The sequence below is a fragment of the Streptomyces sp. NPDC058145 genome, assembly GCF_042884245.1.
In the GTDB taxonomy this organism is placed as follows: Bacteria; Actinomycetota; Actinomycetes; order Streptomycetales; family Streptomycetaceae; genus Streptomyces.
On record NZ_JBHVUH010000001.1, the window covers coordinates 151,196 to 169,666 of the forward strand.

At 72.4% G+C, this 18,471-nt stretch carries 18 protein-coding genes; 10 read left to right on the forward strand and 8 right to left on the reverse strand.

Translation table 11 applies throughout. The features are described 5' to 3' along the window. The first annotated feature begins 140 nt into the window (after window positions 1–140). Window positions 141–1,355, forward strand: coding sequence for a hypothetical protein (locus ACFVVO_RS00725; protein ID WP_390050826.1), 1,215 nt, complete (start codon window positions 141–143; stop codon window positions 1,353–1,355). Window positions 1,356–1,386: 31 nt separating this feature from the next. On the opposite strand, the gene ACFVVO_RS00730 is transcribed toward ACFVVO_RS00725, so the two are convergent. The 3 genes from ACFVVO_RS00730 to ACFVVO_RS00740 all read right to left on the reverse strand — a co-directional run bounded on the left by ACFVVO_RS00730 (window position 1,387) and on the right by ACFVVO_RS00740 (window position 3,871). Continuing rightward, window positions 1,387–1,872, reverse strand: coding sequence for a VOC family protein (locus tag ACFVVO_RS00730; RefSeq protein WP_390050827.1), 486 nt, complete (start codon window positions 1,870–1,872; stop codon window positions 1,387–1,389). Between the two features lie 46 nt (window positions 1,873–1,918). After that, window positions 1,919–2,881, reverse strand: a complete 963-nt coding sequence (rarD, locus tag ACFVVO_RS00735) for an EamA family transporter RarD (RefSeq protein ID WP_390050828.1) — start codon at window positions 2,879–2,881, stop codon at window positions 1,919–1,921. A gap of 135 nt (window positions 2,882–3,016) precedes the next feature. Further along, the gene (locus tag ACFVVO_RS00740) at window positions 3,017–3,871 is read right to left on the reverse strand and encodes an SDR family oxidoreductase (protein WP_390050829.1); all 855 of its coding nucleotides are present in this window, start codon (window positions 3,869–3,871) and stop codon (window positions 3,017–3,019) included. Window positions 3,872–3,981: 110 nt separating this feature from the next. On the opposite strand from ACFVVO_RS00740, the gene ACFVVO_RS00745 reads away from it, so the two are divergent. Next, window positions 3,982–4,392 (forward strand): winged helix-turn-helix transcriptional regulator, encoded by a 411-nt coding sequence (locus ACFVVO_RS00745; RefSeq protein WP_390050830.1) that lies wholly within the window; start codon window positions 3,982–3,984, stop codon window positions 4,390–4,392. A 19-nt stretch (window positions 4,393–4,411) separates the two neighbouring features. Here the strand turns inward: ACFVVO_RS00745 and ACFVVO_RS00750 are convergent, their stop codons facing one another. From ACFVVO_RS00750 to ACFVVO_RS00770, 5 genes are all read right to left on the reverse strand, one after another. Beyond that, window positions 4,412–5,473: a 2-oxoacid:ferredoxin oxidoreductase subunit beta gene (locus ACFVVO_RS00750; protein WP_390050831.1), complete on the reverse strand. Its 1,062-nt coding sequence runs from the start codon at window positions 5,471–5,473 to the stop codon at window positions 4,412–4,414. Then, window positions 5,466–7,394, reverse strand: a complete 1,929-nt coding sequence (locus ACFVVO_RS00755; RefSeq protein WP_390050832.1) for a 2-oxoacid:acceptor oxidoreductase subunit alpha — start codon at window positions 7,392–7,394, stop codon at window positions 5,466–5,468. Before ACFVVO_RS00755 ends, ACFVVO_RS00750 begins: the two co-directional genes overlap by 8 nt. 292 nt (window positions 7,395–7,686) lie before the next feature. Beyond that, a complete protein-coding gene (locus ACFVVO_RS00760) occupies window positions 7,687–8,346 on the reverse strand; it encodes a LuxR C-terminal-related transcriptional regulator (protein ID WP_390051539.1) in 660 nt (219 codons plus the stop codon). Between the two features lie 206 nt (window positions 8,347–8,552). Beyond that, window positions 8,553–9,917, reverse strand: coding sequence for a sensor histidine kinase (locus ACFVVO_RS00765; protein ID WP_390050833.1), 1,365 nt, complete (start codon window positions 9,915–9,917; stop codon window positions 8,553–8,555). A 162-nt stretch (window positions 9,918–10,079) separates the two neighbouring features. Then, complete coding sequence (locus tag ACFVVO_RS00770) at window positions 10,080–11,276, reverse strand: sensor histidine kinase (protein ID WP_390050834.1); 1,197 nt, start codon at window positions 11,274–11,276, stop codon at window positions 10,080–10,082. Window positions 11,277–11,511: 235 nt separating this feature from the next. Here ACFVVO_RS00770 and ACFVVO_RS00775 point away from each other — a divergent pair, with 235 nt between their 5' ends. Genes ACFVVO_RS00775 through ACFVVO_RS00810 form a run of 8 tightly spaced genes read left to right on the forward strand, consistent with a single transcriptional unit; the run spans window position 11,512 to window position 18,470 of the window. Then, the gene (locus ACFVVO_RS00775; RefSeq protein ID WP_390050835.1) at window positions 11,512–11,928 is read left to right on the forward strand and encodes an NADH-quinone oxidoreductase subunit A; all 417 of its coding nucleotides are present in this window, start codon (window positions 11,512–11,514) and stop codon (window positions 11,926–11,928) included. Then, window positions 11,919–12,557 carry an NADH-quinone oxidoreductase subunit B gene (locus tag ACFVVO_RS00780; protein WP_390050836.1) on the forward strand — a complete coding sequence of 213 codons (639 nt, stop codon included), beginning with the start codon at window positions 11,919–11,921 and terminating at the stop codon, window positions 12,555–12,557. The genes ACFVVO_RS00775 and ACFVVO_RS00780 overlap by 10 nt, the downstream gene beginning before the upstream one ends. After that, window positions 12,557–13,975 carry an NADH-quinone oxidoreductase subunit C gene (locus tag ACFVVO_RS00785; RefSeq protein WP_390050837.1) on the forward strand — a complete coding sequence of 473 codons (1,419 nt, stop codon included), beginning with the start codon at window positions 12,557–12,559 and terminating at the stop codon, window positions 13,973–13,975. The genes ACFVVO_RS00780 and ACFVVO_RS00785 overlap by 1 nt, the downstream gene beginning before the upstream one ends. After that, entirely contained in the window at window positions 13,972–14,940 is a 969-nt protein-coding gene (locus ACFVVO_RS00790) for an NADH-quinone oxidoreductase subunit H (RefSeq protein ID WP_390050838.1), read from the forward strand. Before ACFVVO_RS00785 ends, ACFVVO_RS00790 begins: the two co-directional genes overlap by 4 nt. Before the next feature lie 2 nt (window positions 14,941–14,942). After that, entirely contained in the window at window positions 14,943–15,497 is a 555-nt protein-coding gene (locus tag ACFVVO_RS00795; RefSeq protein ID WP_390050839.1) for a NuoI/complex I 23 kDa subunit family protein, read from the forward strand. After that, window positions 15,494–16,096: an NADH-quinone oxidoreductase subunit J gene (locus tag ACFVVO_RS00800; RefSeq protein WP_390050840.1), complete on the forward strand. Its 603-nt coding sequence runs from the start codon at window positions 15,494–15,496 to the stop codon at window positions 16,094–16,096. Before ACFVVO_RS00795 ends, ACFVVO_RS00800 begins: the two co-directional genes overlap by 4 nt. Next, window positions 16,096–16,479, forward strand: coding sequence for an NADH-quinone oxidoreductase subunit NuoK (gene nuoK / locus ACFVVO_RS00805; protein ID WP_390050841.1), 384 nt, complete (start codon window positions 16,096–16,098; stop codon window positions 16,477–16,479). Before ACFVVO_RS00800 ends, nuoK begins: the two co-directional genes overlap by 1 nt. Further along, window positions 16,476–18,470 carry an NADH-quinone oxidoreductase subunit L gene (locus tag ACFVVO_RS00810; protein WP_390050842.1) on the forward strand — a complete coding sequence of 665 codons (1,995 nt, stop codon included), beginning with the start codon at window positions 16,476–16,478 and terminating at the stop codon, window positions 18,468–18,470. Before nuoK ends, ACFVVO_RS00810 begins: the two co-directional genes overlap by 4 nt. Window position 18,471 lies beyond the last annotated feature (1 nt).

Sequence of the window (18,471 nt, forward strand, 5' to 3'; positions counted from 1 at the left end):
AAGGGCCGGCTCCGAGACTCCGGGCTGCGGCTGGTGCGAGGCTGTGACGTCGCGGTGACGCGGGATCCGGGCTGAACGGACACACTGGTCGGCAGGACGCGTACGGACCGGATCGTGGCGCCGGGGGAGTGAGGGAACCGATGTCTCGACTGAGCTTCGAGAAGAAGCGGGCACAGCAGCCCGTGGCACACCCCGCGGCGGTGGCCGTCCGGGTGTCCGGCACGGGCAGTGCCTCGGTGGGCGGGACCGCGGTCGTCGCGGAGCCGGGCGAGGAGATCCAGCAAGCCGTGCTGAACCACCTCCAGCGCCTCGCCATCAGCCTGGGCACCCCGATACGCGCCACGATCCACGACGACCGCGCCGGCTGCGTGGTCCCCCTGGAGGTCTCGGCGGACGGCTCCAGCCGGGTGGCGGGGGACCCGGTGCGGGTCGCTGCGGGGTCCGGCACCGACGCACCGGGTCCGGTGGCGTCCGATCCGGTCGCGGTGGGCTACGGTCCGGCGCGGGCGTCTCAGGGGCAGTTCGGGCCGCCGCCGGTCATGGGCGGCGTACCCGGGGCGCGGACCGCCGCCGGAACCCGTCCGCCGGCTCGCGTTCCCGCGTACGGGCCCCGGATCATGCCGCCCGCGCCCGCGCAGGGCCCCGAGCCGGTCGCCCCGGTACCTTCGCAGCGCCCCGAGGGCCCGTCCGTCGCACCCGCACCGCACCCCGAGCCGGCGGCCTCACAGCCCGTCCACGCGATCCCCGCGGCACCCGCGTCCATCCCGGACGCGCCCCTGCACGACCCCGAGCCGGCCCCTGCCTCGTCCCTCACTCCCACCCCCGCCCGCGGCTTCGACGCCGTGGCCGAAGAGGTGCTCGGGGACACGCCCGTGACCGAGACCGCGGAGGGCGCCGAACTGCTCACCGCGCCGATGGCGCGGATCAACGAGGCGGTACGGGACGGCCGTATCGAGGCGGCGGCGGAGCTCGCCGACCGCACGGTCGCCGAGGCCTCCGCGGTACTGGGCCCCCGCCACCCCGAGGTGCTGCACCTGGGCGAACTGACCGCCTACATCGCCTATCTGGCGGGCGACCCGGTGCGCTCCTTCCACCTCTCCCTGGACCTCGCCCGGCTGCGCCGGCAGGCGTGCGACGCGGAGGCGGCCTACGGCAACGTGCGCAGCGCGGCCACCGCCTGGCGCGCCGTGCGCGACCCCCAGGAGGGGCTGCGGCTGGGCCGCGACCTCATCGGCCTGTGGACGGACCTCACCACGGAGCCCGGACCCGCTGCCGGCGACCCGGAGCCCCTGGAGATGGCACGCTCGCGCATGGTCCGCCTGACCGGCCGCGCGGCCGGGGCGGCGCGGGCATAGTCAGCCGGTGCCCCCCCCGGACCGCCGACGGCTACACGACGCAGAACTCGTTGTCCTCCGGGTCGGCCATCAGCACCCACTCGCCGCCGGGCTCCTTCACCTCGCGCAGCACCCGCGCGCCCAGGGCCCGCAGCCGCGCCACCTCGTCCGCGCGGCGCCCGTCACCGGCGTGCACGTCGATGTGCAGCCGGTTCTTGACCGTCTTCCTCTCCGGGACGCGCTGGAAGAGCAGCCGCCGGCCCAGCCCGGTGCCGGTGTCCGGGTCGTAGGGGTCGTCGGGGTGCCGTACGGCGATCAGGTCCCGGAAGGCGGGCCGGCCGTGGTACTCGACGGTGGCCTGGCCGGGCAGCGCGCCGAAGGACAGCAGCCGTTCGACGAGCGCGCTGTTGTCCTCTGCCTCGTAGTGCAGCGCGGCGGCCCAGAAGTCCGCCTGGGTGTGGGGGTCCGCCGCGTCGATGACGAGCTTCCAGTGCAGCGGGGCCGGAGCGGATGCGGATGCGGGCGTGTTTGTGGACATGCTCACCACTTATAGCGGCCCGCACGGACCCGCACCGGCGATCGGCTCAGCCGACTCGGCGGACGTCCACCTGAGCGGGGTCGGCGGCCTCGACGAGCGGCGACACGGCGACCACCCGGGGCCTCGTGGCGGCGCGCAGGGCGTCCCAGGTGAGCAGGCCCAGTGCCAGCCACACCAGGGCGAATCCGGCCCAGCGCTCCGGTGGCATCGCCTCGTGGAAGTAGAGGATGCCGAGCAGGAACTGGAAGACCGGGGCCAGGTACTGCAGCAGTCCCAGCGTGGACAGGGGCACCCGGATCGCCGCCGCGCCGAAGCAGACCAGCGGCAGCGCGGTGACGACGCCGGTCGAGGCGAGCAGCAGGGAGTGCCCGGCGCCGCCGGTGGTGAAGGTGGAGCCGCCGTGCGCGCCGAGCCAGATCAGATAGCCGAGCGCGGGCACGAACTGGACCGCGGTCTCGGCGGCCAGCGACTCGACGCCGCCGAGGGCGACCTTCTTCTTCACCAGCCCGTAGGTGGCGAACGAGAACGCCAGGCAGAGCGAGATCCACGGCGGACGGCCGTAGCCGACGGTCAGGACGACGACGGCGGCGAAGCCGACCCCGACCGCGGCCCACTGCGCGCGCCGCAGCCGCTCCTTGAGGAGCAGCACGCCCATCGCGATGGTCACCAGCGGGTTGATGAAGTACCCGAGGGAGGTCTCGACCACATGGCCGGAGTTCACGGCCCATATGTAGACGCCCCAGTTCACGGTGATGACGGCGGCGGCCACCACGACGAGCGCCAGCCGCCGCGGCTGCCGCAGCAGCTCCCCGGCCCAGGCCCAGCGGCGCACGACGAGCAGGGCGACGGCGACGAAGGCGAGGGACCACACCATGCGGTGGGCCAGGATCTCCATGGCTCCGGCGGGCTTCAGCAGCGGCCAGAACAGCGGGACCAGGCCCCACATCCCGTACGCGGCGAAACCGTTCACCAGGCCTGTCCGGTGCTCTCCTCTGGACTTCCCGGCCATGGGCCCCTCCTTCTCGCCTCAGCCACGTGTGCGAGGAAGAAGGTAGCGCCGAGCGGCCCCGTCTGTCATGTCCGTATCGCCATACGGTCATGACAGACGGGTGGGCCGGTCACGCACGGGGTCCCCCGGGCGGGTTCAGCCCTTGAGCGCGGCGGCGACGGCCTCGGCGAGCGGGGTGGTCGGACGACCCGTCAGGCGGGAGAGATCGCCGGTGGAGACGACCAGTTCGCCCTTCTCGATCGAGGCGTCCACACCGGCCAGCACCGCGGCCAGCGGCTCGGGCAGCCCGGCGCCGGCCAGGATGGACTCGAGCGTCTCGACCGGGACCGGGGTGTAGGCGATCTCCCGGCCGGTCCGCCGGCTCAGCTCGGCCGCGTAATCGGCGAAGCTCCACGCCTCGTCGCCGCCCAGCTCGTACGCCGAGTTCTCGTGGCCCTCGCCGGTCAGCACCGCGACCGCGGCGGCCGCGTAGTCGGCGCGGGAGGCCGAGGAGACCCGGCCGTCGCCGGCGGCCTGGACGACCGCGCCGTGCTCCAGCACCGGGGCGAGGTTCTCGGTGTAGTTCTCGTGGTACCAGCCGTTGCGCAGCAGGCTGTAGGGCAGTCCGGAGGCGAGCAGTGCCTTCTCGGTGGCGCGGTGGTCGTCGGCGAGCGCGGCCGTGAGGCTGGCCGGGGCGCTGGTGTACGCCAGCAGCGCGACGCCGGCCGCCTTGGCGGCGTCGACGACGACCTGGTGCTGCTGGACCCGGCCCTTGTCGAACTCGTTGCCGGAGATCAGCAGGACCTTGTCGCCGGCCTGGAACAGGCCGTCGAAGGTCTCGGGTGCGTTGTAGTCGGCCACGGCGAGCCGGACCCCGCCGGCGGCGAGGCCGGCGGCCTTCGCCTCGTCGCGCACGACGGCGGTGATCTCTCCGGCAGGGACCTTCTCCAGCAACTGCTCCACGACGTGGCGGCCGAGGTGTCCGGTGGCTCCGGTGACGACGATGCTCATGATGCGCGGTCTCCCTGTGGTGTGTCCGTCGGTGACTCCGTATGTCTGTCACTAACCTTAGGAGAGGCGCTAACCAAGCGAAAGTACCCACTTTGAAGTAAGGTACTGGCATGGCAGTAAGTGACCGGGTTACCACCGCGGAGGCCGAGGCCCAGTGCCCGTACCGCCTCGTCCTGGAGCACCTCACCAGCCGCTGGGGCGTCCTCGTGCTGATCGAGCTGCTGGAGCGGCCGTACCGCTTCAGCGAGCTGCGCCGGGCCATCGGCCGGTACGGCGGCCGGGGGGTCAGCGAGAAGATGCTGACCCAGACCCTGCAGACCCTGGAGCGCGACGGACTGGTCCACCGGGACGCCAAGCCGGTGATCCCGCCCCGCGTGGACTACTCGCTCACCGGCCTCGGACAGGAGGCGGCGCGGCAGGTGCGGTCCCTCGCCCGGTGGACGCACGAGCGCATGGACGACGTGGAGCAGGCCCGGCTGGCATACGACGAGGCCCGGGAACTCAGGTCCCGGGCCTCCTAGTCGGTGAGCGGGCCGCTCGTCAGCCGACGACCGTCCAGGTGTCCCCGCCGGCCAGCAGGGCGGCCAGGTCGCCCTTGCCGTGCTGTTCGATGGCCGAGTCGAGCTGGTCGGTCATCTCGGTGTCGTAGACCGGCCGCTCGACCGAGCGGAACACGCCGATCGGGGTGTGGTGCAGGGTGTCCGGGTCGGCGAGCCGGGAGAGGGCGAAGGCGGTGGTGGGCGACGCGGAGCGCGCGTCGTGCACCAGGACGTCCGCCTCGTTCTCCGCGGTCACCGTCACCACCTTCAGATCGCCGGTGTGCCGGTCGCGTACGACACCGCGCGACCCGTCGGCCCCGAAGCGGATCTGCTGTCCGTGCTCGAGGCGGATCAGCGCCTCCTCGGCCCGCTGCCGGTCCTTCAGTGCGTCGAAGGCGCCGTCGTTGAAGATGTTGCAGTTCTGGTAGATCTCGATCAGCGCCGTGCCCGGGTGGTCGGCGGCCGCGCGCAGCACCTCGGTGAGGTGCTTGCGGTCGGAGTCGATGGTCCGGGCGACGAAGGACGCCTCCGCGCCGATCGCCAGGGAGACCGGGTTGAAGGGCGCGTCCAGGGAGCCCATCGGCGTCGACTTGGTGATCTTGCCGATCTCGGAGGTCGGGCTGTACTGGCCCTTGGTCAGGCCGTAGATCCGGTTGTTGAAGAGCAGGATCTTCAGGTTGACGTTGCGGCGCAGGGCGTGGATGAGGTGGTTGCCGCCGATGGAGAGGGCGTCGCCGTCACCGGTGACCACCCACACGCTCAGGTCGCGGCGGGAGGAGGCGAGGCCGGTGGCGATCGCGGGGGCGCGGCCGTGGATGGAGTGCATCCCGTAGGTGTTCATGTAGTACGGGAAGCGGGAGGAGCAGCCGATGCCGGAGACGAAGACGATGTTCTCCCTCGCCAGCCCCAGCTCGGGCATGAAGCCCTGGACCGCCGCCAGGATCGCGTAGTCACCGCAGCCCGGGCACCAGCGCACCTCCTGGTCGGACTTGAAGTCCTTCATCGACTGCTTCGCCTCGGCCTTGGGGACCAACTGCAGCAGCCCGTTGGTGGCGTCAGTCATCGATGGCCTCCTTCAGCGCGGCGGCGAGCTGTTCCGCCTTGAACGGCATGCCGTTGACCTGGTTGTACGAGTGGGCGTCGACCAGGTACCTCGCCCGGACCAGCGTGGCGAGCTGCCCGAGATTCATCTCGGGGATCACCACCTTGTCGTACCGCTCGAGCACCTCGCCCAGGTTGCGCGGGAAGGGGTTGAGATGGCGCAGGTGGGCCTGCGCGACGGCCTCGCCGGCGGCGCGCAGTCTTCGCACCGCCGCCGTGATGGGCCCGTAGGTGGAACCCCAGCCGAGGACCAGGGTGCGCGCCTCGTCCGGGTCGTCGACCTCGACGTCGGGGACGTCGATGCCGTCGATCTTGGACTGGCGGATGCGGACCATGAAGTCGTGGTTGGCCGGGTCGTAGGAGATGTTGCCCGTGCCGTCCTGCTTCTCGATGCCGCCGATGCGGTGCTCCAGGCCCGGCGTGCCCGGGATCGCCCACGGCCGGGCGAGGGTCTGGGGGTCGCGCTTGTACGGCCAGAACACCTCGGTGCCGTCGTCCAGGGTGTGGTTCGGGCCGGTGGCGAACCGGACCCGGAGGTCGGGCAGCTCGTCCAGGTCCGGGATGCGCCAGGGCTCGGAGCCGTTGGCGAGGTAGCCGTCGGAGAGCAGGATCACCGGCGTGCGGTAGGTGAGCGCGATCCGGGCCGCCTCCAGGGCCGCGTCGAAGCAGTCCGCGGGGGTCTTCGGCGCGACGACCGGAACCGGGGCCTCGCCGTTGCGGCCGTACATCGCCTGCAGCAGGTCCGCCTGCTCGGTCTTGGTCGGCAGGCCGGTCGACGGGCCGCCGCGCTGGATGTCGACCACCAGCAGCGGCAGTTCCAGCGACACCGCGAGACCGATCGTCTCGCTCTTGAGGGCGACCCCGGGACCGGACGTGGTCGTCACCGCCAGCGAGCCGCCGAAGGCCGCGCCCAGCGCCGCGCCGATGCCCGCGATCTCGTCCTCGGCCTGGAACGTCCGCACACCGAAGTTCTTGTGCTTGCTCAGCTCGTGCAGGATGTCCGAGGCCGGAGTGATCGGGTACGAGCCCAGGAACAGCGGCAGATCCGCCTGCTGGGAGGCGGCGACCAGGCCGTAGGCCAGGGCCAGGTTCCCGGAGATGTTGCGGTAGGTGCCGACCGGGAAGGCCTTGGCGGCCGGGGCGACCTCGTAGGAGACCGCGAAGTCCTCGGTCGTCTCGCCGAAGTTCCAGCCCGCCCGGAAGGCGGCGATGTTCGCGGCCGCGATCTCCGGCTTCTTGGCGAACTTGCTGTTCAGGAACTTCTCGGTGCCCTCGGTCGGCCGGTGGTACATCCAGGACAACAGGCCCAGGGCGAACATGTTCTTGCTGCGCTCGGCCTCCTTGCGGGAGAGGTCGAACTCCTTGAGCGCCTCGACCGTGAGCGTCGTCAACGGCACCGGGTGCAGGTGGTAGCCGTCGAGCGAGCCGTCCTCCAGCGGGGAGGCGGCGTAGCCGACCTTCTGCAGGGCGCGCTTGGTGAACTCGTCCGTGTTGACGATGATCTCGGCGCCGCGCGGCAGGTCGCCGATGTTGGCCTTCAGAGCGGCCGGGTTCATCGCGACCAGCACGTTCGGCGCGTCGCCCGGGGTGAGGATGTCGTGGTCGGCGAAGTGGAGCTGGAAGGAGGAGACGCCGGGCAGGGTGCCTGCGGGGGCGCGGATCTCGGCGGGGAAGTTCGGGAGGGTGGAGAGGTCGTTGCCGAAGGACGCGGTCTCCGAGGTGAAGCGGTCACCGGTGAGCTGCATGCCGTCACCCGAGTCCCCCGCGAACCGGATGATCACCCGGTCCAGGCGCCGCACGTCCTTCGCTCCGCCCGGTTTGCGCTGCTCTCCCACGACGGTCGCGTCGGCCTGCTCCGCTGGGCTGCTGACCTGGCTGGTCACTGAACTGGACCTCCTTCGAGGCGGCTGTCCGGGAATGGTCGTCCCACGGACCATCCCAGAATCAACCCTACGTCGCTCAGGGTCGCCCTCCGGCGGCCATCCGCATGATGGACGGCGTTTCGAGACGCTCCGTCGCGCTGGATTCTCATGGTTCCTCGCGCCGCCCAAGCTACGGTCAACCGGCTCGCCGCGCCTGTGCGTCTTTCAGGTTCCTTCCTCCGGCCCTCATCCACCCGGTACCGGCTCCACAGAAGCCGGACGGACTGACACCCTGCTGACGAGTGTCGGTCCGTCACGAGTTCAGATAGGTCAGAACGGCCAGAACACGCCGGTGATCGCCGTCGCTCGGGGACAGGCCGAGCTTCAGGAAGATGTTGCTGACGTGCTTCTCCACGGCCCCGTCGCTGACCACGAGCTGCCGGGCGACCGCCGAGTTCGTCCGGCCCTCCGCCATCAGCCCCAGCACCTCGCGCTCCCGCGGGGTGAGCCCCGCCAGCACGTCCTGCTTGCGGCTGCGCCCGAGCAGCTGCGCGACCACCTCCGGGTCCAGCGCCGTGCCGCCCCCGGCGACCCGCACCACCGCGTCGACGAACTCCCGCACGTCGGCGACCCGGTCCTTGAGCAGGTAGCCCACGCCCCGGCTGGAACCGGCCAGCAGTTCGGTGGCGTACCGCTCCTCCACGTACTGCGACAGCACCAGCACCCCGAGCCCCGGGTGCGTCCTGCGCAGCCGAACGGCCGCCCGCACCCCCTCGTCGGTGTGGGTCGGCGGCATCCGCACGTCCGCCACCACCACATCGGGCAGCTCACCCTGCGAGTCCAGGTCGGCGATGGTCTTGAGCAGCGCCTCCGCGTCCCCGACGCCGGCCACGACGTCATGCCCGCGGTCGGTCAGCAACCGGGTCAGGCCCTCTCTGAGCAGCACCGAGTCCTCGGCGATGACCACCCGCACCCTGTTCTCCACGATCTCCCGGCCCCCCACAGCCCGACCTTCCGACGGCGTCTCGTACGGAGGTCAAGCATTCCAGCATTCGGGGCGGCGCGCGCAGGACCGGGGGAAACAGCCGTGCGGCGCGTGTTCCTGCCCTGCCCGGCCCGGCCGGCCTGCCCTGGCCTGGACGCGTGCGCGCCGGCGCAGCTTGGTCCGGACGCGTCCGTTCAGCCACGCCAGGGGAGTTCGGCGATCACCCGGGTGGGGCCGCCCTCCGGTGAGTCCACGACCAGGACCCCGTCCACCGCGTCCAGCCGGCCGGCCAGTCCCGCCAGGCCCGAGCCCCGGGCGGCGTCGGCGCCGCCGATCCCGTCGTCCAGCACCTGGATGAGCAGCCGGTCCTCCGCACGCCAGACGTCGACCGAGGCGGAGCGTGCCCGGCTGTGCTTGCTGATGTTCTGCAGCAGCTCGGAGACGGTGAAGTAGGCGATGCCCTCGATGGCAGGGGCGGGCCGGGACGGCAGATCGACCTCCACCCGCACCGGGACCGCGCAACGGGATGCGACGGCGGACAGGGCCGCGTCCAGGCCGCGGTCGGTCAGCACCGCCGGGTGGATGCCGCGCGCCAGATCGCGCAGCTCCCGCAGGGCCGTCTTCACCTCGCCGTGGGCGTCCTCCACCATCCGGGCCGCCTCCCGCGGGTCCTCCCGCAGCTTCTCCTTCGCCAGCCCCAGATCCATGGCGAGGTTGACCAGCCGCGCCTGCGCCCCGTCGTGCAGGTCGCGCTCGATGCGGCGCAGGTCGGCGGCCGCCGTGTCGACCACGACCCCCCGGTCCGACTCCAGCTCCACGACCCGCGCCGACAACCGCGACGGCCCCAGCAGCCCGCGCACCAGCAGCCCGTCCACCGTCGTCAGCCCCCGCACGATCCACGGCGTGGCCAGGGTGAACACCAGGCCCACCAGCGCCGTCACGGTGATCTCGAACGGGTTGTCGAGGTAGACGCTGTGGTGCGCGTCGCCGTACAGCTGCAGACCGCCCTGTCCCGCGTACATCGGGAACACCCAGAACCACAGCGGATACGTCAGCAGCGCCCAGCCGATCGTCCAGAAGTTCACCGCCACGACGAACGAGAACACCGCCCAGGGGAACTGCATCAGCGCGTACAGCAGATGACGCCACGACACACCGCTCTTCAGCACCGCGCCCATCCACGCGAACACCTCCGGCCTGGCCGTGCGCAGCGGCTCCGGGTCGGCCACCTCCAGGCCCAGCAGCGCACGCGCGCGCGTGCGCTCCAGTACGCCGAAGCCACGGCAGCCGGCGAGCGCCGCCGCCAGCACCGGGACCCCGAGGAAGGTGATGAGCAGGCCGGCGCCGAGCGACACCATCGTGACCGCCCAGCAGAACAGCACGATCGCGATCGGCAGGCTCAGCAGCACATAGCCGAACTCGCGCAGGCTCCGAGCCTCGACGGGCGCCCGCAGGACGGCGGGCAGCCGATGGCGCCGCTCCCCGTCGTGGGCGGGGAAGCCGGATCCGGCGGGGTGCCCGTGGTCCCGCCCGTACCCCTGTCCGTACTCCGTGGCCATCGGTGTCGTCCGTTCTCCTCGTCCTGGCGGCGCTGCTGCGGCCGTGTGTCCAGCGTGGCGGGCCGCGACCTCGGGAACCATGGAGGCCGTCGGCGTCTCGACCCGGGGGTTTTCCCCACCCCACGCGGGCGGGGCCCGTTGGGGTGGCGCGGGGCGGGGTGGCTATTCCCTGCGGTCCCGCCAGGGCAGCTCCGCCGTGACCACCGTCGGGCCGCCGACCGGGGAGTCGACCACGAACAGGCCGTCCACCGCGCCCAGTCGCTCCGCCAGGCCCCGCATGCCGCTGCCGCTCTCCAGCCGGGCACCGCCGACCCCGTCGTCCCGGACCTGGATGAGCAGCCGGTCCTCGGCCCGCCAGACGTCGACCGAGGCGGAGCGCGCCTGACTGTGCTTGCTGATGTTCTGCAGCAGCTCGGAGACGGTGAAGTAGGCGATGCCCTCGATGGCCGCGGCGGGCCGGGCCGGCAGGTCCGCCGTCACCTTCACCGGCACCGTGCAGCGGGAGGCGACGGAGGACAGGGCCGCGTCCAGGCCGCGGTCGGTCAGCACCGCGGGATGGATGCCCCGGGCCAGGTCGCGCAGCTCCTGCAGCGCGAGCTTCACCTCGCCGTGCGCCTCCTCCACCATCGTGGCGGCCGAGTCGGGATCCTCCAGCAGCTTCTCCTTCGCCAGGCCCAGGCCCATGGCGAGGTTGACCAGCCGGGCCTGCGCCCCGTCGTGCAGGTCGCGCTCGATGCGCCGCAGGTCGGCGGCCGCCGTGTCGACCACGACCCCCCGGTCCGACTCCAGCTCGGCGATCCGCCGCTCCAGCTCGTCGGAGGGCGACAGCAGCCCCCGCACCATCGCCCGGTCCACGTTGGTAAGCCCCCGCGCGATGAACGGCAGCACCGGCCACAGCACGAACAGCGAGGTCAGCACGGTGCAGAAGGTGAGGATGCCCCAGGGCAGCCGGATGAGGTCGTACAGCAGCGTCCGCCAGCCCACCGGGTCCTTCAGCGCCAGCCACAGCCGCTGGAACATCCCGCCGCCCCGGACGAGCGGCAGCGGTGACGGCTCGTCCACCCGCACCCCGAGCAGCGCCCGGGACCGGCTCCGCTCCAGCTTGCCGAGCTGCCGGGCGCCCAACAGGCAGACGGCGAGCAGCGGCAGCCCGATCACCGTCAGGGTGAGGACCCCGCTGAGGAGCACCACCGTGAACACGTATGTGAAGCCGAGCAGCGCCACCGGCAGGTTCAGCAGGAGATGCGCGATCTCCTTCCAGGTGCGCGCGTCGAGGGCCATACGGGCGGGCGGCAGACGGTCGGCAGGAAGACGGTCGGAGCCTTCGGTACGGCTGGAGGCGGAGGCGGAAGCGGTCATGCGAGCCAGCCTGCCGTGCCCGGCGCCCCTTGTGCCATGCGGTCCGCCGCCCCCGTTTCCTGGGGAAAACCCCACCCCCCGCCCGGTCCCCGCGTCTCACGCCGTGACGGGCTGCTTACCGTGTCTTTATCAGGGCCTAGACTCCGGTGCGTACAGATCCTCGAATCAGGTCGCAGCACAGGGGTTCACTGCACCGGGTTCACCAAGGTCACGAGGTCAGGGAGCGAGGCGGACGGTGCGGGAGACGTTGGGGGACTCGACGGTCGCCGCGGCGGACGTCACGGCCGGCTACTTCTGGTCCTACTCGGTCGTGGGACTGCTCGCGCTCATCGGCGTGCTCTTCGTCGCGGTCGCCTTCGGCGCCGGCCGGCTACTGCGCCCGGTGGTGCCCACCCCGGAGAAACTGCTCACCTACGAGTGCGGCGTCGACCCCGTCGGCGAGGGCTGGGCCCACACCCAGGTCCGCTACTACGTCTACGCCTTCCTCTACGTGATCTTCGCGGTCGACTCGATCTTCCTGTTCCCGTGGGCGACGGTCTTCGCCGCCCCCGGCTACGGCGCGACCACCCTGGTGGAGATGTTCATCTTCCTGGGCTTCCTCGCCGTGGGCCTGCTGTACGCCTACAAGAAGGGGGTGCTGACATGGACGTGAACCCGTCCGCCCCGGAGAACCCGTCCGCCCCGGAGAACCCGTCCGCCGCGGAGCCCGTCCTGCTTCCGGAGCCCAAGAGGCTGGGCGCCCTCGCCCGGCTCGCCCCCGAGCCGATGAAGGTGGTCCTGAACTGGGGCCGGCGCTATTCGCTGTGGGTGTTCAACTTCGGCCTCGCCTGCTGCGCGATCGAGTTCATCGCCGCGTCGATGGCCCGCCACGACTTCATCCGCCTCGGTGTCATCCCCTTCGCGCCGGGCCCCCGCCAGGCCGACCTGATGGTCGTCTCGGGAACGGTGACGGACAAGATGGCACCGGCCGTGAAGCGCCTGTACGAGCAGATGCCGGAGCCGAAGTACGTCATCTCCTTCGGCGCCTGCTCCAACTGCGGCGGCCCGTACTGGGACTCGTACTCCGTCACCAAGGGCGTCGACCAGATCATCCCGGTCGACGTGTACGTACCGGGCTGCCCGCCGCGCCCCGAGGCGCTGCTCCAGGGCATCCTCAAGCTCCAGGAGAAGATCGCCCGCGAGTCGCTCGAGCACCGGTACGGGACCGCCCGCCCGTCCGCGGAAGCGCTGCGCAGCGACCTGGTGAAGCCCCCGGCGCCCGCCCTGGAAGGGGACGCGTGATGAGCACGGCCGGCTGGCTGCCCGCACCCGCCGGGGAACTCTTCGGCCCCGACGCCACGGCCGAGGAGTCGTACGAGGTCCTGACCGTGGACGTACCGCCGTCCTCCTGGCTCACCGCCCTGGAGACGGCCCGCACCACCCTCCACTGCACCTACTTCGACTGGCTGAGCGCGGTCGACGAACCGGGGACGGGCTTCCGCGTCTCGGCCCATGTCGTGGCCCTCCACCCGGTCCGCCGTCTCCTGGTCCGCACGACCGTGCCGCACGAGGCGCCGACGCTGCCGTCCGCCGTCGGCGTCTACGCGGGCGCGGCCTGGCACGAGCGCGAGACGCACGAGATGTTCGGGGTCGTCTTCGAGGGCCACCCGGGCCTGGAACACCTGCTCCTCCCGGAGACCTTCGAGGGACACCCCCTGCGCAAGGACTTCGTCCTCGCGGCCCGGGTGGCCAAGGCCTGGCCGGGCGCCAAGGAGCCCGGGGAGTCCGACCACGGTGGCCCCAAGCGCCGCCAGATGCTGCCGCCGGGCGTCCCCGACCCGAACGAGTGGGGCCCGCTGAAGGGCCAACTGCCTCCCGCCCCGGCGCGCCCGGCCCGCGGCGCGGGGCGCGCGGCGGGCGAGCGCCCGGCACGCGCCGCGGGTGAGCGCCCGGTACGGCGGACCCGCACGGCGTCGGAGGGCTCCGCCAGCCAGGCCGGGGATGCTGCTGCTGGGGCTGCTGGGGCTGCTGGGGCTGCTGGAGCTGCCGGAGTAAGCGGAGCCGCCGGACTCACTGGAGCGGCCGGACCCACTGGAGCCGGCGGAGCCGCAGGAACCGCCGGCGCCGGGGCGCGGCCTCGTCGGACGAGGAGCGCGAGCGAAGGCTCGGTGAGCCAGTCGGCGGCGCCGGCCGAGGACGCGGCGGTGCGCGAGCAGGCCGCGGTCGAGGGCGACGCCACGCAGACGGCGGCGGAGGGACCGGCCGCGGAGGCCTCGGTGGCGCATGAGCCCGGGCCGGCGTCGGCCCGGCCGCGCCGTGCGCGAAGCGCCTCGGGAGGCTCGGCCTCGCAGCGGCCCCAGCCCCCCGCTGAACCGGCTGAACCGGCGGCACCGGACGGCTCCACCCGCCGAGGTACGGCCTCGCGTAGCTCGGACGCCCCGTGGCACCACGCGCGCCCGGCCTTCGACGAGCGGCCCGAGGGCGCCCAGGAACCGGCGCGGGCCCAGGAACCGGCGCAGGCCGAGCGAGGCCCGGAGGCTGAGCGAGCCCAGGAGGCCGAGCAGGCCCCGAAGGCCGAGCGAGCCCGAGAAGCCGCGCGAGCCCAGGAACCCCAGGACGCTCCTGACGCCCAGCAGGCTCAGCAACCCCAGGACGCTCAAGAGTCCCAGAGCCGCGAAGAACCCCCCACCCCCGACGACCCCACAGGAGGCCCGCGGTGAACGACGCGCTGGACGCCGTCCTGCGACTCCTGGTCGTGTTCGTCGTCTTCCTCACCTTCCCCCTGATCGTGGGCCAGACCGAGCACAAGGTGATGGCCCACATGCAGGGCCGCCTCGGCCCGATGTACGCGGGCGGATTCCACGGCTGGGCCCAGCTCATCGCCGACGGTGTGAAGTTCGCGCAGAAGGAGGACGTGGTCCCGGCCGGCGCCGACCGCCGCGTCTTCCAGCTCGCCCCGGCCGTGGCCCTGCTGCCGTACCTGCTCGTCCTGCTCGCCATCCCGATCGGGCCGGGCGAGGGGGCCGTCGGACAGGTGCTGGACGCGGGGATCTTCTTCGTGCTCGCGGTGATGGGCGTCGGCGTCCTCGGTTCGCTGATGGCCGGCTGGGCGAGCGCCAACAAGTTCTCCCTGCTCGGCGGCCTGCGCACGGCGGCCCAGCTCCTCGCCTACGAGCTGCCCATGCTGCTCGCCGCGGCCTCCGTCACCATGGCGGCCGGCACGGTCTCCCTGCCCGGCATCGTGCACGCCTTCCACTGGTGGTGGCTGCCGTGGCAGATCGTCGGCGCGACCGTGTTCTTCGTGGCCGGCCTCGCCGAGCTGCAGCGGCCGCCCTTCGACATGCCCGTCGCCGACTCGGAGATCATCTTCGGCGCGTACACCGAGTACACCGGTCTGAGGTTCGCGCTGTTCCTCCTCGCCGAGTACGCCGGCATCGTCGTCCTGTGCGGCCTGACCACCGTCCTCTTCCTGGGCGGCTGGCACGGCCCATGGGGCGCCGACGGCCTGGGCTGGCTGTGGACCCTGCTGAAGACCGCGATCCTCGCCTTCGTCGTCATCTGGCTCCGCGTGACCTACCCCCGCCTGCGCGAGGACCAGCTCCAGAAGTTCTCCTGGACCCTCCTCGTCCCCCTTTCCCTCGCCCAGATCGCCCTCACCGGCATCGTCAAGGTGGTGATCCAGTAGCCATGGCTCCGATTCCCGGCAGCGGCCTGGCCAAGGGCCTCGCCGTCACCCTGCGCACGATGACGAGGAAGACCGTCACCGAGCAGTACCCGGACGCCCTGCCCGAACTGCCGCCCCGCACGCGCGGTGTCATCGCTCTGTTCGAGGAGAACTGCACGGTCTGCATGCTGTGCGCCCGCGAGTGCCCGGACTGGTGCATCTACATCGACTCGCACAAGGAGACGGTCCCGCCGGCCGCCCCCGGCGGGCGCGAGCGCAGCCGCAACGTCCTCGACCGGTTCGCCATCGACTTCTCCCTGTGCATGTACTGCGGTATCTGCATCGAGGTCTGCCCCTTCGACGCCCTGTTCTGGTCCCCGGAGTTCGAGTACGCCGAGACCGACATCCGCGAGCTCACCCACGAACGCGACAAGCTCCGCGAGTGGATGTGGACCGTCCCGGCCCCGCCCGCCCTCGACCCGGGCGCGGAGGAGCCGAAGGAGATCGCCGCGGCCCGCAAGACCGCCGAGAAGCTCGGCGCCCAGCAGGCCGCCGAGCAGGGGGAGGAGCGGTCATGAGCCTCGCCGCAGCCCAGCACGGCTTCCTGTCCCCGACCGGCGTGGAGATCGCCTTCCTCCTCGTCGGCCTGGTCACCCTCGGCGCCGCGCTCGTCACCGTCACCACCCGGCAGCTCGTGCACGCCGCCCTGTGGCTGGTGGTCGCGCTCGGCGGCCTGGCCGTCGAGTACCTCCTGCTCACCGCCGAGTTCATCGCCTGGGTGCAGGTCCTCATCTACGTCGGCTCCGTCGTCGTCCTCCTCCTGTTCGGTCTGATGCTCACCAGGGCCCCCATCGGCCGCTCGCCGGACGCCGACTCCGGCAACCGCTGGGCCGCCCTGACCGTCGCGGTCGCCGCCGCGGCAGCCCTGGTGTGGGTGGTCGTCGACGCGTTCCGCAGCACCTGGATCGACCTGGACGGCCCGGCGGCCGGCACCACCCGTGTCACCGGCCAGAGCCTGTTCCAGAACTGGGTCCTGCCCTTCGAGGCGCTGTCCGTCCTGCTCCTCGCGGCCCTGGTCGGCGCGATCGTCCTGTCCCGCAAGGCGGCAGCGGCGGATCCGCCTCCCGGCGCCGCCTCCGCGGCCGGCACCCCCGGCGAGAAGGAAGGCGTCCGCTGATGCACCTCGCCTATCCCGCCGTACTCTCCGCCCTCCTGTTCTGCACCGGCCTGTACGGCGTCCTCGCCCGCCGCAACGCGATCCTCGTCCTGATGTCCGTCGAGCTGATGCTCAACGCCGTCAACCTCAACCTGGTCGCCTTCGACGTCTGGCTCAGCCGGGCCGCCCAGGAGACGCTGCACTCCGGCCAGGCGCTGACCCTGTTCACCATCGCCATCGCCGCCGCCGAGATCGGCATCGGACTGGCGATCGTGCTCGCCGTGTACCGCAACCGCGGCACCTCCGACATCGACAGGCTCCGTGACACCGCCGAGGGCCACGGCGACGACACCGACCCCGGCACCGACACCCCCGCGGCCGAGAAGGCTGAGGCCACCGCGTGACCACGACCACCCTCGCCGTCCTCGTCCCCCTCCTGCCGTTCCTGGGCGCTGCCGCCGGACTGCTGCTCGGCCGCACCGCCCCCGGTCTCGTCCGCCCGCTCGCCGTACTGCCCACCCTTGCCGCGCTGGTGGCGGCCGCGCTGGTCGCCGTACGGCAGGGCGGCGGCCAGGCCATCGAGGCCCACACCGAGCTGACGCCCACCGGCTCGGTGCCGATCGACCTCGCCCTGGACATCGACGGCTTCGCCGCGCTCGTCGCCGTCCTGGTCGCCTTCGTCGCGACCTGCGTGCAGATCTACTCGACCGGCTATCTGCGCGACGACCCGCGCTACCCCTCCTACGCCGCCCTCGTCTCCCTGTTCACCTCCGCGATGCTCCTGGTCGTCTACTCCGGCGACCTGATCGTGCTGCTGGTCGGCTGGGAAGTCATGGGCATCTGCTCCTACTTCCTGGTCGGCCACTACTGGGAGACCTCCGAGGCCCGCGCCGCCTCCCTGAAGGCCTTCGTGGTCACCAAGCTCGGCGACGTGCCGTTCCTCATCGGCCTGTTCGCCCTGGGCACCGACGCCGGATCGTTCAGCATCCCCCGCGTCCTCGACGCCGTGGCGAACGGCGGCATCGACCACCCGACGGTCATCGCCCTGCTGCTGCTCGCGGGCGTCGCCGGCAAGTCGGCACAGTTCCCGCTGCACACCTGGCTCCCCGACGCGATGGCGGGCCCCACGCCCGTCTCGGCACTCATCCACGCCGCGACGATGGTCGCCGCCGGTGTCTACTTCGTCGCCCGTCTCCTCCCGCTCTTCGAGGCCTCACGTGCCGCGATGGTGGTCCTCGCCGTCATGGCCGCCGTCACGATGACCGGCTCCGGTCTCGCCGCCCTCGCCCAGGACGACATCAAGCGCGTCCTCGCCTACTCGACGATCGGCCAGCTCGGCTACATGACCGGCGCCCTCGCCGTCGGCGACCGCGGCGCCGCCGTCTTCCACCTCCTGTCGCACGGCGCCTTCAAGGCGCTGCTGTTCCTCGCCGCAGGCGTGATCATCCACGCCGCCGGCACCAACTCGCTGGCCGCCATGTCCCGCATGGGCCACCTGCGTGAACGCGTCCCGGACGCCTACTGGACGATGACCGTGGCCCTGCTCGCGCTCGCCGCGATCCCGCCGTTCAGCGGCTTCTTCTCCAAGGAGTCCGTCCTCGGCGCCGCCGAGCACGTGGCCACCGGCCACACCGCCCAGGCTCCCGGTGCCGCCGGCTGGCTCGTGCTCGTCGCAGGCCTGGTCACCGCCCTGCTCACCGCCGCCTACGCCACCCGGCTGTGGCTGCTGGCCTTCCGCGGCCGGGGCGCCGAGGCCCCCGACCACGGCCGCCAGCCGCTGACGATGACCGTGGTGCTGTGGGTCCTCGCCGTGCCGTCCCTGGCCTTCGGCGGGCTCACCTACCGCTCGCTGCCCGGCTGGCTCGACGGCCGCGACCTGACCGCGACCCTCCTCACCTCCATCCTCGGCACCGGCCTCGCCGTGGTCGGCGGACTCCTCACCTACGGCGCCTGGCAGCGCACCACCGCGCTCGCCGCCCGGGTCCCGCTGGGTGCCGTCGCCGCCCACCCCGAGGGCGACGCCGGACTGGTCGAGGCCGAGGCCATCGCCAGCCACAAGCCCGCCTACGGCGACATCGCCCAGGCGCCCGACCCGGCGGACCCCGGACGGCTGCTGCTCGGCCCGCTGCACCGGCACGCGGCCACCGGCTTCCACCTGGACGCCGTGTACTCGGCGCTGTTCGTCCGCCCGGTCCAGGCCGGCGCGAGTCTCGTCCGGTTCCTCGACCGGGAGGTCGTCGACACCTACGTACGCGGCGCGGCCGCCCTGCCCCGGCTGCTCGGGGCCGCCGTACGGCGGGCGCAGACCGGCAATGTGCAGACCTATGTGAGCGCGCTGCTCGCCGGCACCGTCGTCCTGGCGGTCGCCGTCCTCCTCGTCGCCACGGGAGCGTGAG

Bases quoted from the DNA above. Each gene is read 5' to 3' on its own strand.
- ACFVVO_RS00725 (WP_390050826.1), top strand. From the start codon at position 141: ATGTCTCGACTGAGCTTCGAGAAGAAGCGGGCACAGCAGCCCGTGGCA.
- ACFVVO_RS00730 (WP_390050827.1), bottom strand. From the start codon at position 1,872: ATGTCCACAAACACGCCCGCATCCGCATCCGCTCCGGCCCCGCTGCAC.
- rarD (WP_390050828.1), bottom strand. From the start codon at position 2,881: ATGGCCGGGAAGTCCAGAGGAGAGCACCGGACAGGCCTGGTGAACGGT.
- ACFVVO_RS00740 (WP_390050829.1), bottom strand. From the start codon at position 3,871: ATGAGCATCGTCGTCACCGGAGCCACCGGACACCTCGGCCGCCACGTC.
- ACFVVO_RS00745 (WP_390050830.1), top strand. From the start codon at position 3,982: ATGGCAGTAAGTGACCGGGTTACCACCGCGGAGGCCGAGGCCCAGTGC.
- ACFVVO_RS00750 (WP_390050831.1), bottom strand. From the start codon at position 5,473: ATGACTGACGCCACCAACGGGCTGCTGCAGTTGGTCCCCAAGGCCGAG.
- ACFVVO_RS00765 (WP_390050833.1), bottom strand. From the start codon at position 9,917: ATGGCCACGGAGTACGGACAGGGGTACGGGCGGGACCACGGGCACCCC.
- ACFVVO_RS00770 (WP_390050834.1), bottom strand. From the start codon at position 11,276: ATGACCGCTTCCGCCTCCGCCTCCAGCCGTACCGAAGGCTCCGACCGT.
- ACFVVO_RS00780 (WP_390050836.1), top strand. From the start codon at position 11,919: ATGGACGTGAACCCGTCCGCCCCGGAGAACCCGTCCGCCCCGGAGAAC.
- ACFVVO_RS00785 (WP_390050837.1), top strand. From the start codon at position 12,557: ATGAGCACGGCCGGCTGGCTGCCCGCACCCGCCGGGGAACTCTTCGGC.
- ACFVVO_RS00795 (WP_390050839.1), top strand. From the start codon at position 14,943: ATGGCTCCGATTCCCGGCAGCGGCCTGGCCAAGGGCCTCGCCGTCACC.
- ACFVVO_RS00800 (WP_390050840.1), top strand. From the start codon at position 15,494: ATGAGCCTCGCCGCAGCCCAGCACGGCTTCCTGTCCCCGACCGGCGTG.
- nuoK (WP_390050841.1), top strand. From the start codon at position 16,096: ATGCACCTCGCCTATCCCGCCGTACTCTCCGCCCTCCTGTTCTGCACC.